We start from the raw sequence: 15,327 nt of genomic DNA, 5'->3' as shown, positions 1-15,327 counted from the left end.
AGCATATTCCCTGTCATACAGCAGTACTTAGGTGAAAATGTACGATTATTGTCAACATTTTGCGGTCTTCTACTGACGTTTAAAGTGTCCCGGCATTGAAAAACACGGGCGTTTCGTTCAATATAGATGAAGAGACGAAAGAAATGAGGGCCTGGCATGAACGAAGATAACATTACAAGACTAACAATGAACGATAAAGAACTGATTTTAATCGGCACTGCTCACGTTTCTAAGTCGAGCGCCGAAGAAGTGAAGCACGTTATTGAAATGGAACAGCCGGACTCGGTTTGCGTGGAGCTTGATGAACAGCGGTATCAATCTGTCATGGACAGTGACAGATGGAAAAACATGGACATCTTTAAGGTCATCCGCGAAAAGAAAGCAACACTGCTGTTCATGAATCTTGCAATCTCATCCTTTCAAAACCGGATGGCCAAACAGTTCGGTATTAAGCCGGGACAGGAAATGATCCAGGGGATTGAATCTGCTGAGGAAATCGGAGCAGATCTTGTACTTGCCGACCGGGACATTCAAACGACATTTTCCCGTATTTGGGGAAACCTCCGCTTTGGCGGCAAAGCGAAGCTGATCACGTCGATCTTCGGAAGCGTAATCGTTCAGGAGAAAATTTCCGAAGCCGAGCTTGAGCGGATGAAGAAACAGGATACACTGAATGCCGCGATGCATGAATTTTCCCAGGCTTTCCCCCGGCTGAAAGAGCCGTTGATCGACGAGAGGGATCAGTATTTGGCGCAAAAGATTAAAGAGGCTCCCGGTAAAAAAGTTGTCGCGGTGCTCGGCGCTGCCCATATACCGGGTATTTTAAAGGAAATTGAACACGAGCAGGATTTAACTAAACTGACTGAAATTCCGAAAAGATCACCGATTCCTAAATTGATCGGCTGGGCCATCCCGCTTGCCATAATTTCTGTCATTATCTACACGTTCTTAAATAATCCGGCGGCCGGTCTGGAACAGACTATCAGCTGGCTTTTGTGGAACGGATCTTTTTCAGCACTTGGTGCGGCCATCGCTTTCGGTCATCCGCTTGCCGTTTTGACCGCGTTTGTCATTGCTCCGCTCAGCTCGCTTAATCCGCTGATGGCCGCAGGCTGGTTCTCCGGATTCGTTCAGGCGTACATCCGCCGACCGAACGTCGGTGATTTGGAGGTGCTGTCAGATGACGTGCAATCGTTAAAAGGCTTTTGGCAGAACAAGGTTACCAGAGTGCTGCTCGTCGTGATCCTTACGAATATCGGCAGCACGCTCGGCACCTTTATTGGAGGAGCCGATGTCCTTCGTGTCTTTTTTGAGAACTTGTAGGCAGACACATGACAGCTCATACGATCGCGCAACAAAGCCCGGATACGGCGTCACGTATCCGGGCTTTGTTTTTTAGTTTACAGGTAGATCGTAGCGAACTCGATGTCAGAGGATTCAGCGTTTCTCCCGGTTCGCTCCATACGGAATCGTGTAAAAATAAACATCATCGCGCTTAAACCGCTGAAAAAATCCCGGAGATTCATTGGAGGCAAGCTGTTTTGGCGTATACGTGCGGCCAAGCAGCTGCGGCATCCGCTCCTGAGAATGAAGTGGCGTTGTTTGTGCTTTTTCTAATACATCTCCAACTATTCCAAGTGAGAGTTTTTCTTCAAGTATTTGTTTTGTTTGGTAAACCGATAAAAATGGATATCCCGATCCACCTTCGTAAACAGCATGCAGAAAAATTAATTCATAATCCAGCTGCATGAGCCGGCGGAATTTATGCAGCTTTTCTTTTTTCGACTTTGCTTCCTTAATGGCCCTCGTTACTTCCATGCTTTCTTCGTAACGGCCGTATATCATGCTCTCCAGCTGATCAAACGTATCGGTAAAATAGACTTTCCGGTGATCGTGGGGAATGCCTTTAGGATTCAGCTCGACTTCATACATAAAGTAGCCGGCACCGTCCTTTTGAATTTCTCCATCCCGGAACATCCGTCTAAGGTCAATATCATGATAGCGCCGCTTCTCTTGCAGCTGAGGGGGAGCCGGAGGGTTCGGCCGCTTTCTGTCATTTGGCAGCATAGCGTTCACCCTTTTCTTTGATGTTACCTATATTGTACACCTTGTATAAAAGCTGTACAACGGAAACGGTTTCATGCTGCAACACGGTTTCTGCTCCTTCAGTCAGACGCTTTTTTTCACTTACGAGTGGCGTTTTAAGGCTTCGTCCGCAAGCTGGTCCAACACAATATCGTCCATCGGCGGATTATGAAGTCCTGCACGAATATCCCGATAGCAGCGCTGGAGCGTGCTTTGAGCAGACAAGCTGCCAGCCCCTCCAATTCGCATCGCCAGATCGACCATTCTCATCCCGTTATTCGTTACCGTATATTTTGCGGCAGCGAGATCCGGCTGCAGGTCCGGTTTATCTTCTTTTGCTGCAGCTTCATACTGTTCAGCTGTCCGGTATAATACCGCTTCGCTCTGCCGGAGAAGCAGCTCCATCTCTCCCAGCTTAGCCCGCACATGTGCGGTTTCACTGATCGTCCCGTCCAGCGAGTTTGGAGAATAGGATTGACTGAACGAAACTGCCGTACGAAACGCTCGTTCTGCAATTCCTAAATAGCATGCTGGAATATGCAGCAGCCAGCCGTTGACTGGCTGAACCTGCTGTGGCTGCAGCTGTATTTTTGCATCCGGACGAAGCGAGACGTTCTCAAGCCGGAGATCGTGACTCGCTGTCCCGCGCATAGCGATAGAATCCCACGTTTTTTCTACTGTTATACCAGCCGTCTGCATCGGCACAAGAAATTGTGCGGCCCCCTCTCCTTCTATGTTTGCTGTAATTGCTGCATAATCCAGGACTGGAGCCATTGAAGCAAATGCTTTATGCCCGTTCAAGATCCAGCCGTCTTCCGTCCGTTCAGCTATTGTTTCGGGCTTTCCTCCTCTTGCCGGGCTGCCAGAAGCCCTCTCCGACGCAACAGCATTATAGAGCTTTCCGGCAACTGCTTCTTTCATCAAAAATGCCTGTTGTTCCTCAAGCCACAGACTATGTTCTCTCATATGATAAAGCAGCCCATTATGCCACCCCATGCATAGGGCAGATGCCCCGTCAGCTCTCGCCAGCAGCTGCTGAAGTCTTAAAAAATCAGGAAGAGTCATGCCGAATCCGCCAAGATGTTTCGGTACTGTCAACGATGTATAGCCGGCCTCCGTCAGAATCGCTGCTGTCTCTGCCGGGAATGTCCCCGCCCGATCATGCGCATCTCCTGCTGCTGCGATCGTTCCTTCCTTCTCCAGCAGCCAGGCTCTCATAGTTTCTGTCACATCCGTCACCTCCGCTTATCCCTATGCTACACTGTGTTTTCTCCATTTCGCCAGTTTCACGCCCGCAGCAGGAGAACCAGCATGCAGAGCTGTCGCTTCAGTGCTTAGAAAAAGCGCCGTTCATGCATATTGTCCCTTCTTCACGTCTGAGAATATCTTCACGCATCCCCCACCTTTTCCTTCTTTTATAATCCAGGCTGGCGAGCTGCTTGTGTCTTTTCCTTCTGCCTAAACAGAGCGTTATTTTACGTTGCGTTTGCCACTTTTACGATGCTCGGGATGAACGAAAAAATGCAGCCCTCAACTGAAAGGACTGCCTGCCTTCTATTATGATGGAAAACGCGTGGATTTGAAGCGGAGCAGCAAGTATGGATGCATCCGTTTCGCTGAACGCGCCTGCATGGCTCGTTTTGCTGCCCAGCGATTCAAGCTGCTGTTACCCGCTTGGTTACAGCTTTTTAAAAACAGAAGCCCCACCTTCTGTAAAGGCGGAGGGTTATACATCCATCTCTTCTTTATAGATGGCTATTTGATTTCGGCCGCCATTCTTGGCTGCGTACAAAGCGCGGTCCGCTCGCTGTAAAAGTGATTCAGCGGAGTCACCCGCACGCCACTGCGCAATGCCGCCGCTGATCGTGATTGGACAGGATTCCCACTCTCTTTTGCTCATATGCAGGCGGATATCATTGCCTGCTACCTCTGCCTGTACCGAATCAACAGAACTGAACAGAACAAGGAACTCTTCGCCGCCTAAACGCCCTACCGTGTCCCCTTCGCGGATGATGGCCTGAAGCTCGCGGCCAAGTTCACGTAAAACATCATCTCCGACGTGATGTCCGTAACGATCGTTTACCATTTTAAAATGATCGATATCGAGCAGCATCACAGAAAACGGTACGTGATTGACATAGGCAGCATGAAGCAGTGATTTGAGCCGTTCTTCCAAAAAGCGCCGGTTGGGAAGACCAGTCAATTCATCTGTTATGGACAGCCTTGACAGCTTTTGATTTAGCTCAATCAGCTCACGACGCTTATCTTCGTATTCACGCATGAGCGTCTGTAATTCACGGAATGCTGTATCTTTATCTTCCAGCACCTGTTCCGACTGACGCTTTGCATGCATCAGCTCCTGCTCATACGCTTCACGCTGAGTCATTTTCACCAGGGCACATAAAATGCGGTCTTCCTGCCTCATCGCGTTAACAAGTACGGGAAAGGCGGTTCCGTCACGATGCCTGAAAACCAGATGCATCTCCGCGATTTCCCCATGAACCATCATAAGCGGAGCAAAGTACGTTTGGAAATAAATTCGGGACGGCCTCGTCAGCATGTCATGCATATGGGTGTTCGTTATGCCCGTTTCATGTCCCAGCAGCCGTCCCATCGTGTTATTCATCTCTAAAATATTGCCGTTCATATCAAGCTCTAACAACCCGCATGGCAGTTCGTCATAGAGGCGATTCATCGGTCGCTGCCTGCCTCATGAGCTTTTACAAACCGAAGAATATGGTTCGACACTTCATCGGGGGCACTCAAATGGGGATTGTGGCCCGTTGCTTCAAGCAGAATCAGTTCGCTGTCCGCGAGCTGCTCATGGATAAATTCCACTGCTTTAAGCGGTGAAATTGTATCCTCCTGGCCCTGTAAAATCAGAACCGGTTTATGCAGCTCTCCAACGCGGCCGCGCATGTCAATTTGAAAAGTCACTTCCGCAAACTGCCTCGTAATCGTCGCGTTATTCCGATTCAGCCGTTCTTCGAATTCTGCTGTCAGACGGTCCGGGTTGGCCGGCCCCATCGCGACAGGGGCCAGCATTTTCGCCCATTCCTTATAATTTCGTTCCATCAGCGTCAGCAGCTCATCGATTTCATCCTTCTCAAATCCCCCGTAGTACGCTCCGTCGTTTAAATAATGAGCAGAAGGCCCGATCATCGTGAGCGTCTGAAATAAATCCGGACGTTCAATCGCCGCTTCTGCTCCAATCATTCCGCTTACAGAATGACCTATGAAATGTACGTTGGTCAGCTGTCTTTCGTCTAAAATCGCAATAATATCTTCCGCATAGCCCGATTCGCTGCTGTAGCGGACAGGATCATACGCCGACAGATCTGAACTGCCTGCACCCGTATAATCAAATGTAATCACTCGATAAGCCTGCGATAATGCCGGAATCATTTGCTGCCATACCTGCTGATCCGTGCCAAATCCATGAGCCAGAACCAATGTTTCCATTCCATCACCGTATTCGTGCACATTATTCTGTTTATATGTAGAAAGCGCCATCTGTATGCCCCCTTTTTTATCTTATATAGGATCAGTATAGCATATCCATTTATCTGATGATTCCTTCTTCTGTGAACAAAAGGGGACTATACCCAGCTTTTTTATCCATTAAATACCAACTTTCATCGAAAATACGTTTTATCATCCACTTTCCTAGCAAGGATGCCAACTATTTCTCTACGTTGAATAAGAATGATCATGATATAGTATATTCATCTTAGGATAAAGGTGGCGGAAGCAGTGAAAGCATTCACAATTACACTATGCCTGCTGACTCTGACTGTGCTGACAGCTCCATTTATATGGTGGCATTTAACAGAAGAGACTGATTTGCAGGCTGCGGTAATTTCCAGAGATGGATTAAATGAAGTCGGAGACGCAGGCGGGGTGCCGGCCTGGTTATTTCCTCATAAAAAGCTTGATACCGCATCCGCTGAAAATGGAGTGCTTCAGAGTAACGGCTTGATCGCGGCTCTCGATAACGGAAACAGCGATTCCTTTTCGGAGGACATCTGGATGCCGGTTAAAGCAGCCGTAGAGGGTGGAGACACAGACTTACTTATGGAATCCGCTCTGTTAACAGGTTCTACAGAACAGGACGTGCGAAGCGATATCTTATCCTTTACAGAGTCGTCCTGGTCCGGTTGGAGCGGACGCTGGATGTCTTCGTTGAATAAGAACGATGCCGACGTTTCTGCAGAATTAATTGCGCAGTACGAGCAGATTGACCCGTGGAATTATACGGGTGCGGGATATGTATTCGTTCACGAAGGAACAGGTGGCATTGTTGCCGTCCCTTCAGAAGGAGAAGGACCGGTGCTTTCCTTTACGGATATGGGCCGCGAGCGCTATGGCATCGAGCAGTCACCTCGTTACAGCGGATGGTTCCAGCTCATTGAAGCTGACAGCAGCGATCATCTGGCCGCCTCATTCGAACTAAATTTAACTGAGGCAGAGGAAGCACTTCTGAAGGAGGCATCGATCCCTGTTACATCAGCTGCTGTGCAGCAGTTTCGCCGCAGCGGGTCTACGATCACTTTTTTGAGCGGTGACTTTTCCGATCTTGACGCTGCCCCTTTTACCTACCGGTATACACACCCTGCCTTCGTGGATGTCATCCGGGCAGCCGTGCCTGGTGAGCCGGAGGATCGTTTTTTCTGGCTGACCGGAAAAAGATTGTTTACAGAAGCAATCATTGCTGCAAAAACCCCGGATGAGCCCGACGATACAGCTGCTGCTTTACCGGATGGAATGGAGCATGGAGGAGCCGTTTACTCCAGTAGAATGAACGAGCATCATATGGAAGTATTCCGCGGCGGCGAATGGATGGAAATGCCCGTAAAAGGAGTAAATATGGGTATGGGGAAGCCTGGTTATTTTCCTGGAGAAGCAGCGATCACCCGCTCGGAATACCGGCGCTGGTTTGAGCAAATTGGAGAAATGAATGCAAATACGATCCGCATATATACTATCCATCCGCCTGTTTTTTATGAGGAGCTGGCAGCTTATAATCATACAGCTGATGAGCCGCTTTACGTGATGCATGGCGTGTGGATTGATGAAGAGCCTCTTGAAGAAACACTTGATGCATTTGACGAGGAGATTATTTCTGTTTTTGAAGCAGAGATGAAAGACGTGATTGATGTCATTCACGGAAATGCCGTTATCGAACATGTGCCGGGACATGCGTCCGGGGTATATGAAACGGACGTATCACCTTATGTAAGTGCTTGGGTGCTCGGTATTGAATGGTATCCGTTTATGGTGGAGAACATGGATGAGCTGTATCCGGATCTTCCGGACATGCAGGGGACGTTTGTGTACACCGAAGACGCTTCCCCGTTTGAAATATGGCTGGCCGAACGGTTTGAAACCTTAATAACCTATGAATACGACACGTATGAATCCGTACGACCTGTCAGCTTTACGAACTGGGTGACGACAGATAAACTGAACCACGAAGCTGAGCCGCTGGAGCAGGAGGACCTGGCTTCTGTCGATCCGGACACGATTTATTTAAGCGGACCTGCCGAAATGGCAGGCCAGTTTGCTTCCTATCACGTCTATCCGTACTATCCAGACTTTCTGAATCTCGAAGAACGATATTTAAAATATGAGGATCATACCGGTCAGCCGAACAATTACGCTGGTTATCTGGATGACTTGAAATCGGCACACCGCCTTCCCGTTTTAATCGCAGAGTTCGGTATTCCCGCTTCAAGAGGCCGGACTCATGCAAATCCATTTGGATGGGATCAAGGGCATATTTCCGAGCAGGAACAGGGAGAGATTACTGCCCATTTATACAAAACCATTCAATCGTTTGACCTGATGGGAGGCCTCGTCTTTTCCTGGCAAGACGAATGGTTTAAACGCACATGGAATACGATGGATTACGACGATCCTGACCGCAGACCCTATTGGTCTGACATCCAAACAAATGAGCAGCACTTTGGCCTTCTCAGCTTTGACCGTCACATCATCATGATTAACGGGGACAATGACTGGCAGAGTCGCACGGTGCTTGGATTGTCTTCGGATCAGGTTCAGCTTGCTGCAGAGCATGACGAAACCTATCTATATCTCCAAATTGACGGAGCTGAGGCAGATGACTTTACGGTATACCTCAGCATAAGAGAAGATAAAGGAGTCGACGTCAGCGGCTTTCCAGCTGATTTCCGCCTCACGCTCGGCGCTGAAGAAGGAAAGCTTGAAGTAGCTGGGGATTATGATCCTTTCTACGTGGACTATGCCGATGAAGCCCTTGACGAAGATGGAAGCTGGTCCGAATCATTGACGGACGTGTTCCACCCCATCCGCCTCGCCCTGAATAAAGAGATGGTCCGGCCGGATACCGGTGAGACACTGCCCTTTGAATACGATGAAACAGGCAAGCTGTTAAGAGGATCTGCTGATCCCTTAGAAGATGATTGGAGCTCCCTTCATGATTATGAAACGAACGGAACGTATACCGAGGTCCGAATCCCGTGGCTGATGCTGAATGCAACCGATCCCGGCAGCCGGGAGTTTCTTGGCGATGTTTGGGCAGACGGGTTTGACGACCGTATTGCGATCAATGAGATCGGGATGCTGCTTGAACACGACGGCAGCTTCTACGAGCCTGAATCCGGCTACAGCTGGGATACATGGGACTTGCCGCAATCAGAAGAACGATTAAAAGATTCTTATTATTATCTGCAGGATGTATTTAAAGACTGATTTACGTGGAGGACAGCTATGGATCTGTCAACAGGGATACTGGTTATCACGGCGCTGTGCGCACTGCTAATCGGTATATCCAAAACCGCATTGCCAACGCTTGGTATTTTCGTCGTCGCTGTGATGGCGACGATTTTTCCGGCGCGGGAATCAATTGGCATCGTACTCCCCATGCTGATCGCCGCAGATCTCGTCGCCGTTTTTTATTATCGGAGAAGTGTTGACTGGTCTACGCTTCTCCGCCTGCTTCCCTGGGTTAGCGGCGGCCTGGCTATCGGCTTTTTCTTCTTATTTACGATGGAAAGCGGACGGTCCATCGAAATTGCACTAGGACTGATCATCACTGCTATGGTCGCGCTTCAAGTGCGCAATATGCGCCAGGCGCCAACTGCTGAAGCTGATTATTCAAACCTATTCCTCATCGTCATTGGCACGCTTGCTGGCTTTACAACGATGATCGGAAACGCTGCAGGTCCGGTCATGGCTATTTTCCTTCTCGCAGCTGGTCTCCAGAAACAAGCATTTATTGGAACAGGCGCCTGGTTTTTTCTGACTGTCAACTTGATCAAAGTCCCCCTCTATACGTCACTCGGACTTATCACAGCCTCTTCTTTAACCCTTAATGCGGTTATGCTGCCTTTTATCTTGCTCGGCACGTGGGCTGGGATACGCCTGATTCGACTTATTCCGCAGAAGCTTTTTTCTGTGCTGATTTTGATTTTAGCGCTTGTTGGCGGCTTAAGGTTGCTGTTAGGGGCGTAGCTCTTCTATTTCCCGGGAAATAGAAGAATGTGAAAGGAGTGATCGTCATGCCTGAAGGTCCAGAAATTCGCAAAGCCGCTGACCGTGTTGAAAAAGCGGTTAAAAATCGGGAAGCATCTGATATTTTTTTCGCGCATGATCATTTAAAAGGGTATGAAGACATCCTGCGAGGGTCCGTCATTACCGGTGTAGATACGAAAGGAAAAGCCATGCTCACCCGGTTTAATAATGGATATACCGTTTATTCGCACAACCAGCTTTACGGGAAGTGGATCATCCGAAATGTATACAATTATCCGCAAACAAACCGTCAGCTGCGGTTTGCGGTTCACAATGAGAAAAAATCGGCTCTGCTGTACAGTGCCTCTGATATTGAAGTGCTTCCCGATGAGGAAGTTGCCGAGCATCCATTTATCCGCAAGGCAGGACCTGATGTGTTCAGTGAACACGTAACGGCTGAGATGCTGAAAGAGCGATTTTGGAGTAAAACCTTCCGCAACAGACGCTGGGCCTCTTCTCTGCTCGATCAGGCTTTTGTAGCAGGAATCGGCAATTACCTGCGAAGTGAAGTTCTGTTCGCTGCGGGCATCCATCCTTCTCTCCGTCCCGCTGATTGCTCGGAGGAGCAACTGACAAAAGCGGCAGAAGCTGTTATTCAGATGATGTGGCAGTCCTACCGGCATGCCGGTATTACAAATGATTTGTCCCTTGCTGAAAAAATGAAAAAAGCAGGGCGCCGTCGAAACGAGTATCGCCACTGGGTGTTCTCACGAGCAGAGCAAAGCTGCCACCTGTGCGGAACGCCTGTTACAAAAATACAAGCTGCTTCCAGAAGACTTTATTTCTGCGAATCGTGTCAGCCGGAGCTTTCGTGACAGCATCCAGCTCGACCGAAAACGACCTGCCGCTCAGCATTAGAGCAGCAGGTCGTCCGAGCGGTTCTTGTTTTTCCGGTCTCGGCTGATTTCATCTATGCGGATGGATTTGGGAAATAGCTGAAGACAGGCTGTTTGTTTGCGTGAATGAGCCCTGTTAGGAAACATTGCCTTCCATTTGATTAAATGCTTCCTTCAATGCTTCTTCATGCTGAGGGTGAATGTCGCCTAAAATGATGTGCAGAATGTGCGGCTCGCCGTTAAGCTGCACTTTGAATATGCCTGTCGTAAAATCGGTATGGATCAACTGATAAAATGTTCCCTGGTAGCATTTGCAGGATGGTTCTCCCAGCGAGAATATAAACGATCCGTTCTCCCGGTATACCCAGCCGCTGATTCCCTTATCGTATTCCGGTTCTTTGGCAACATTTGATTTACTCACTTTGTAAATGGTCACATCTACTTCATCAAGTTCGTGGAACAAGTCATTGACGAGCGAACCATGTACAATCAAATCCCAGCGGCTCTGCACTGCTTGCCCAATAATAATATGGTTTACGTCATATTGTGTAGCCGTATCTCCAATAATGCCGGCAATGGTTTCTCCTTTGTGAAGCGGCCGGAAAATCATTGTTGCATTGTATTCATCTGCCCACCGCTGAATGTGATCCCGTTCCTCGATTTTATCCATGGCCTCTCCCTCTTCAGGCGAATACACATGGAGTACAATACAGTCGCTTTTAAATGCCTTCTTCTCAGTCATGCCTCGCTCAATTAAAGCTGCAGCATTGCGGTAGTTGGCAATACACACCAGTACATTTTCTTTTTTCACTGCCTCATCCTCCCTTTTAACCGGGCCCTTTACGTTAATAACTGATTCGTTTTTGATCCGGTGCTTTAAACCTTTCCACACGCGGCGACCGTTTCCTGCTATGTTTTGTTTTTCTCCCGGAAACTCGTTTGCGCCACATGGTAAACGAGGAGCGCTTCATTTCCCTGCGCATCAATTTAACCACTTCTTTTTCCTTCAGACCAACCTGCAGCTCAATCGCTTCAAATGGTGTCCGGTCTTCCCACGCCATTTCAATCACGCGGTCGACCTCTTCTGGAGTTAAATCCTGATGCTTGTGCATGAGCTTCTTCCTTCCATTTATGGTTTAGGAGCTTTTTGACGAAAAACGGCAGCCGGAAGTGATATCCGGCTGCCCATTCAGCTTCAGCTGAAGTCACGCTCTTCTTCAACTTCCATTTTGTTGTTATAAATAAGCAGCCGGCTTGGCGCTTTGTCTTTCGCCATTTCTTCAGCATGCGCAATTGCTTCGTCCTTTTGATCGAATGATGTTTCCGGTGCAACATCCTCAATTTTCACCATCCAGGCAGTTGCATCTTTGTTAGGTCGTACTGAATATTCGCGCATCCAATCCACTCCTTCAAATCGTTGTTACTTCTGCTATTTCCGGATTGTTTCTGCGTTAAACGACTTTTTTAGGAGATAAAGAAAGACCGAACAATGGAATACGCGTTTAAAAGATGGAAATACTGGCAATGATACGCATAACGTTAAAAAAATGGAGGTCATTCCCTACTATGAGATATGAAGAAGTGAAGAAGCTACAGACAGATGGACAGCCGCAGCAAAGGCAGAACCGGCAGCCGGGTCTCGAAGACAGTGAAATGGAGCCGATGCCAATCTTCGATGATCCTGATTACAAGGGCAGTGAAAAGCTGAAAGGAAAAGTGATGCTGATTACTGGAGGAGACAGCGGCATTGGCCGTGCGGTGTCTATCGCTGCTGCGAAGGAAGGCGCGACTGTCGTGATCTCCTATAAAGATGAACATGAGGATGCGGAAACAACTAAAACATTAGTAGAAGATAAAGGAGCAAGCTGTTTATTAATCGATGGCGACATCGGGAATGAGGCGCACTGCCAGGAGATTGTCAAGCAAACGATTGATCAGTTTGGAAAACTTGATATCCTGATTAATAACGCAGCAGAGCAGCACTTTGCTGAAGACTTACGGGATATTTCGACTGAACAGATGGAACGTACGTTTAAAACAAATGTATACGGCACCTTTCATATGACAAAAGCAGCTTTGGACTATCTTGAGCCTGGGAGTTCCATCATCAATTCAGTCTCCATTGTCGCCTATAAGGGAATGCCTGTACTGATGGACTATGCAGCCACGAAAGGAGCACTTGTTGCACTTACCCGCTCCCTCTCCGAAAACCTTGTTTCGAAAGGGATTCGAGTCAACGGTGTTGCTCCAGGTCCAATCTGGACTCCGCTCATTCCGGCATCTTTCCCGGAAGATAAAGTAGCAGAATTTGGTACAAGCAGTCCGATGGGGCGCCCAGGACATCCGGCAGAGCTGGCTCCAAGCTACATCTATTTAGCTTCAGATGACTCCTCTTATGTATCAGGCCAAGTGTTGCATGTAAACGGAGGCTCCGTCGTAAACGGCTGATGAATCGGCAGACGGTCTTTGGTCCGTCTGCTTTTTTAACGACATGCATCAAAAAAAGCGTCGGGAGTTTTATTCGTCCCGGCGCTTTACATGTGATACGCATAACGGAAATCTAGTCACTCTCGCTGCCTTCATGGTAATTGTAATGAATCTCCTGCTTCTCTTCATCAAATTCAACCGTCAGGTCGTAGCCGTCAAAATACCAGAGATCCTTCTCTTCGACAAAGAACGTAATCCCGTCTTTTTCTTTTTTAACACCTGCAGATTCCGGTGTCTCATGAAGAGCAAAACCTATGGAAAAGCCGCTTTGAATTGGACTCTCTCCTCCGTACTTTGCGAAGAATTTAATCGTGTCCCCTTCATCTGCTTCCACTTCATTTTTAAACCATTTTAATGCTTCATCTGTTATCTCCAGATTCATGCGGCGGCACCTCCATTACCTTCCTTGAAAGAATTCTTCTGCTTTCTTCAAGTATACCTCATCTTTTGGTTCGAGCTCGTGCTCATCAACAATTGCATCTACCGGGCAGACAACGACACATGCACCACAGTCAATACAAATATCCGGATCAATGTAGTATTGTTCTTTCCCTTCTTCTATACAATCCACCGGACAAACATCGACGCACTCTCCAGCTTTTTCCCCTTCGCAGGGACTCGTGATGACGAATGCCATAAAGCCTTCCCTCCTTCCAAAATCTATTATGATACCGTTCCTCTTTTTTATACTCTCAAAACATGGGATCGGATTTACAGTAGCGGCACCCGGGAAGATATGAGAAAATATAGCACAGAAGAATCTGGATCGGAGAGGGTGCTTCATGAGAATGATGGAAAGTTTGCACGAGGTGGAAGAGATTATTACTGCAGAGCCGCTAACATTTGTTTACCTTTCCCGGGAGAATTGCTCTGTCTGTCACTCGCTCAAACCGCAGCTTGAGCGCTGGGTTGAGGATGAAGCCGGACTGAGCCCGCTTGCAGTTTCTGTCGATGACATTCCGGAAGCTGCGGGAAGGTTTGAAGTATTCACTGCTCCCGCCGTCATTCTCTTCGTGAAGGGCAGAGAAAAATGGCGGGCCGCCCGCTTTGTACGGGAAGAGGAAGTTCGCAATGTTTTACGGCAGTGGCGCGAAGCTGCAGACGGACATTATTAGAAATAACGCGTGGAATACGTTATACTGAACTACTGGATGAGCAATTTCGGACAGCACCGCACTTGAGGCGGATTGAATATAGAGGAGGAATTAGTGTGCAGACGGAAAAGCAGCAGCAAAAAGAAGCGATGAAGATGCTTAAGGATACAAGCCGAACATTTTACATTCCCATTACGCTTCTTCATCCAGAATTGAAAAAGACAGTGGCTTCTGCCTATCTTTGCATGCGGGCAATCGACGAGATCGAAGACAGTGAGATTCTTGCCAATCCAGTAAAAGCATCGCTGCTGAAACAAACAGAAGCACTTCTTGAACAAGAGCAGTTTCAAACTGCGGCATACGAAGAGCTGACTGCTCCTTTTGCTGCTGAACTTCCTGAAGTAGCGCTTCGTCTCGGAGACTGGCTGGATACATGTCCGCCTGACTACGTGCATAAAGTGAAGCAGTTTACAGCTGAGATGGCTGGAGGAATGGCTTACTGGGCTGAACACAACTGGAACATTCAAACAAAAGAGGATTTGGACGATTATACGTACTACGTCGCTGGCCTTGTCGGCGTGATGCTGTCGGATATTTGGGAGTGGCACGATGGAACGGTAACGGATCGTGATCTCGCTATCGGTTATGGACGCGGGCTGCAGGCCGTTAACATCCTGCGTAATGTAGAGGAAGATGCGGAGCGCGGCGTCTCTTTTATCCCTGATGGGTGGACGATCGACGATATGTTCGATTACGCGGAAGGCAATCTCCGTCTTGGGAGGGAATACATGAACGGTGTTTCCACTAAAACGATTCTGCTCTTCTGCCGCATTCCGCTTGCACTGGCGGAAAAAACGCTTAAAGCACTGAAAGACGGCCGTGAAAAAATGTCACGTGCTGAAGTCGAAGAAACCGTTGCTCGAATTCAGCGCGACGTATAATGGTCATATATGGGCAGGGGCACCTTTCAAGGTGCCCCTGCCCAAGCTTTTGATAAAGTCATTTCAGGTGAATGACCTTGCACCTGCCTGCATCTACGGACACTCGCTTTCCGGAGGGAACGGCCTCAGCTAACCGCTTCCTTCTTCCGTCGGAAGCGCTGGATCTTCGCCTCGTTCTGATCCTCTCGGAGTCGAGTATCCTCCGATTTAGCAGCTGGCTGTCCGATTGAAACCTTGGTGATGATCCACACGAGCTTGTTCCATCTAGAGAGAACCTTTCGTTAGGCAGCGCTTCGATGTCGAATCGGGATGAACGTCAACGTATCCACC

Annotated in this window: 16 protein-coding genes; 7 read left to right on the top strand and 9 right to left on the bottom strand. The window is 48.3% G+C overall.

Features of this window, described 5'->3' with window-relative positions; genetic code table 11:
• Positions 1 to 156 precede the first annotated feature (156 nt).
• On the top strand, positions 157 to 1,323 hold the full coding sequence (locus ACFO4L_RS08595) for a TraB/GumN family protein (protein WP_377909274.1): 1,167 nt from the start codon (positions 157 to 159) through the stop codon (positions 1,321 to 1,323).
• A 114-nt stretch (positions 1,324 to 1,437) separates the two neighbouring features.
• Here the strand turns inward: ACFO4L_RS08595 and ACFO4L_RS08590 are convergent, their stop codons facing one another.
• The 4 genes from ACFO4L_RS08590 to ACFO4L_RS08575 all read right to left on the bottom strand — a co-directional run bounded on the left by ACFO4L_RS08590 (position 1,438) and on the right by ACFO4L_RS08575 (position 5,598).
• Positions 1,438 to 2,067 (bottom strand): hypothetical protein, encoded by a 630-nt coding sequence (locus ACFO4L_RS08590; RefSeq protein WP_377909273.1) that lies wholly within the window; start codon positions 2,065 to 2,067, stop codon positions 1,438 to 1,440.
• 120 nt (positions 2,068 to 2,187) lie between these two features.
• Complete coding sequence (locus ACFO4L_RS08585; protein WP_377909272.1) at positions 2,188 to 3,315, bottom strand: acyl-CoA dehydrogenase family protein; 1,128 nt, start codon at positions 3,313 to 3,315, stop codon at positions 2,188 to 2,190.
• Positions 3,316 to 3,811: 496 nt separating this feature from the next.
• On the bottom strand, positions 3,812 to 4,780 hold the full coding sequence (locus tag ACFO4L_RS08580) for a sensor domain-containing diguanylate cyclase (protein ID WP_377909271.1): 969 nt from the start codon (positions 4,778 to 4,780) through the stop codon (positions 3,812 to 3,814).
• The gene (locus tag ACFO4L_RS08575; protein ID WP_377909270.1) at positions 4,777 to 5,598 is read right to left on the bottom strand and encodes an alpha/beta fold hydrolase; all 822 of its coding nucleotides are present in this window, start codon (positions 5,596 to 5,598) and stop codon (positions 4,777 to 4,779) included. Before ACFO4L_RS08575 ends, ACFO4L_RS08580 begins: the two co-directional genes overlap by 4 nt.
• Positions 5,599 to 5,838: 240 nt before the next feature.
• On the opposite strand from ACFO4L_RS08575, the gene ACFO4L_RS08570 reads away from it, so the two are divergent.
• Genes ACFO4L_RS08570 through nei form a run of 3 tightly spaced genes read left to right on the top strand, consistent with a single transcriptional unit; the run spans position 5,839 to position 10,454 of the window.
• Positions 5,839 to 8,817: a hypothetical protein gene (locus tag ACFO4L_RS08570; RefSeq protein WP_377909269.1), complete on the top strand. Its 2,979-nt coding sequence runs from the start codon at positions 5,839 to 5,841 to the stop codon at positions 8,815 to 8,817.
• A gap of 18 nt (positions 8,818 to 8,835) precedes the next feature.
• Positions 8,836 to 9,579: a TSUP family transporter gene (locus tag ACFO4L_RS08565; RefSeq protein WP_377909268.1), complete on the top strand. Its 744-nt coding sequence runs from the start codon at positions 8,836 to 8,838 to the stop codon at positions 9,577 to 9,579.
• Positions 9,580 to 9,626: 47 nt separating this feature from the next.
• On the top strand, positions 9,627 to 10,454 hold the full coding sequence (nei, locus tag ACFO4L_RS08560) for an endonuclease VIII (protein ID WP_377909267.1): 828 nt from the start codon (positions 9,627 to 9,629) through the stop codon (positions 10,452 to 10,454).
• Positions 10,455 to 10,611: 157 nt separating this feature from the next.
• Here nei and ACFO4L_RS08555 read toward each other — a convergent pair whose 3' ends face one another.
• From ACFO4L_RS08555 to ACFO4L_RS08545, 3 genes are all read right to left on the bottom strand, one after another.
• Positions 10,612 to 11,286: an adenine nucleotide alpha hydrolase family protein gene (locus ACFO4L_RS08555; RefSeq protein WP_377909266.1), complete on the bottom strand. Its 675-nt coding sequence runs from the start codon at positions 11,284 to 11,286 to the stop codon at positions 10,612 to 10,614.
• Between the two features lie 34 nt (positions 11,287 to 11,320).
• Complete coding sequence (locus tag ACFO4L_RS08550; protein ID WP_377909265.1) at positions 11,321 to 11,587, bottom strand: TIGR03643 family protein; 267 nt, start codon at positions 11,585 to 11,587, stop codon at positions 11,321 to 11,323.
• 83 nt (positions 11,588 to 11,670) lie between these two features.
• Positions 11,671 to 11,871 carry a DUF2188 domain-containing protein gene (locus ACFO4L_RS08545; protein WP_168007251.1) on the bottom strand — a complete coding sequence of 67 codons (201 nt, stop codon included), beginning with the start codon at positions 11,869 to 11,871 and terminating at the stop codon, positions 11,671 to 11,673.
• Positions 11,872 to 12,041: 170 nt separating this feature from the next.
• Between ACFO4L_RS08545 and ACFO4L_RS08540 the strand changes: the two genes are divergently transcribed.
• The gene (locus ACFO4L_RS08540; RefSeq protein WP_377909264.1) at positions 12,042 to 12,923 is read left to right on the top strand and encodes an SDR family oxidoreductase; all 882 of its coding nucleotides are present in this window, start codon (positions 12,042 to 12,044) and stop codon (positions 12,921 to 12,923) included.
• Between the two features lie 112 nt (positions 12,924 to 13,035).
• On the opposite strand, the gene ACFO4L_RS08535 is transcribed toward ACFO4L_RS08540, so the two are convergent.
• The gene (locus ACFO4L_RS08535; protein WP_377909263.1) at positions 13,036 to 13,344 is read right to left on the bottom strand and encodes a HesB/YadR/YfhF family protein; all 309 of its coding nucleotides are present in this window, start codon (positions 13,342 to 13,344) and stop codon (positions 13,036 to 13,038) included.
• A 15-nt stretch (positions 13,345 to 13,359) separates the two neighbouring features.
• Positions 13,360 to 13,599, bottom strand: a complete 240-nt coding sequence (locus tag ACFO4L_RS08530; protein ID WP_377909262.1) for an indolepyruvate ferredoxin oxidoreductase subunit alpha — start codon at positions 13,597 to 13,599, stop codon at positions 13,360 to 13,362.
• Positions 13,600 to 13,744: 145 nt separating this feature from the next.
• On the opposite strand from ACFO4L_RS08530, the gene ACFO4L_RS08525 reads away from it, so the two are divergent.
• Both ACFO4L_RS08525 and ACFO4L_RS08520 read left to right on the top strand, forming a co-directional pair.
• Positions 13,745 to 14,077 carry a thioredoxin family protein gene (locus tag ACFO4L_RS08525; RefSeq protein ID WP_377909261.1) on the top strand — a complete coding sequence of 111 codons (333 nt, stop codon included), beginning with the start codon at positions 13,745 to 13,747 and terminating at the stop codon, positions 14,075 to 14,077.
• Between the two features lie 95 nt (positions 14,078 to 14,172).
• Positions 14,173 to 14,997: a squalene/phytoene synthase family protein gene (locus ACFO4L_RS08520; RefSeq protein WP_377909260.1), complete on the top strand. Its 825-nt coding sequence runs from the start codon at positions 14,173 to 14,175 to the stop codon at positions 14,995 to 14,997.
• Positions 14,998 to 15,327: the final 330 nt, after the last annotated feature.

Origin of the sequence: Bacillus daqingensis (assembly GCF_042654445.1) — a bacterium.
Lineage (GTDB): Bacteria > Bacillota > Bacilli > Bacillales > Salisediminibacteriaceae > Alkalicoccus > Alkalicoccus luteus.
This window is presented reverse-complemented; position numbering and strand designations above follow the sequence as displayed.

What these genes read in the sequence shown, in the direction of transcription:
- ACFO4L_RS08540 (WP_377909264.1), top strand. Translation starts at nt 12,042, where the DNA reads ATGAGATATGAAGAAGTGAAGAAGCTACAGACAGATGGACAGCCGCAG.
- ACFO4L_RS08530 (WP_377909262.1), bottom strand. Translation starts at nt 13,599, where the DNA reads ATGGCATTCGTCATCACGAGTCCCTGCGAAGGGGAAAAAGCTGGAGAG.
- nei (WP_377909267.1), top strand. Translation starts at nt 9,627, where the DNA reads ATGCCTGAAGGTCCAGAAATTCGCAAAGCCGCTGACCGTGTTGAAAAA.
- ACFO4L_RS08535 (WP_377909263.1), bottom strand. Translation starts at nt 13,344, where the DNA reads ATGAATCTGGAGATAACAGATGAAGCATTAAAATGGTTTAAAAATGAA.
- ACFO4L_RS08525 (WP_377909261.1), top strand. Translation starts at nt 13,745, where the DNA reads ATGAGAATGATGGAAAGTTTGCACGAGGTGGAAGAGATTATTACTGCA.
- ACFO4L_RS08595 (WP_377909274.1), top strand. Translation starts at nt 157, where the DNA reads ATGAACGAAGATAACATTACAAGACTAACAATGAACGATAAAGAACTG.
- ACFO4L_RS08590 (WP_377909273.1), bottom strand. Translation starts at nt 2,067, where the DNA reads ATGCTGCCAAATGACAGAAAGCGGCCGAACCCTCCGGCTCCCCCTCAG.
- ACFO4L_RS08545 (WP_168007251.1), bottom strand. Translation starts at nt 11,871, where the DNA reads ATGCGCGAATATTCAGTACGACCTAACAAAGATGCAACTGCCTGGATG.
- ACFO4L_RS08565 (WP_377909268.1), top strand. Translation starts at nt 8,836, where the DNA reads ATGGATCTGTCAACAGGGATACTGGTTATCACGGCGCTGTGCGCACTG.
- ACFO4L_RS08580 (WP_377909271.1), bottom strand. Translation starts at nt 4,780, where the DNA reads ATGAATCGCCTCTATGACGAACTGCCATGCGGGTTGTTAGAGCTTGAT.
- ACFO4L_RS08575 (WP_377909270.1), bottom strand. Translation starts at nt 5,598, where the DNA reads ATGGCGCTTTCTACATATAAACAGAATAATGTGCACGAATACGGTGAT.
- ACFO4L_RS08550 (WP_377909265.1), bottom strand. Translation starts at nt 11,587, where the DNA reads ATGCACAAGCATCAGGATTTAACTCCAGAAGAGGTCGACCGCGTGATT.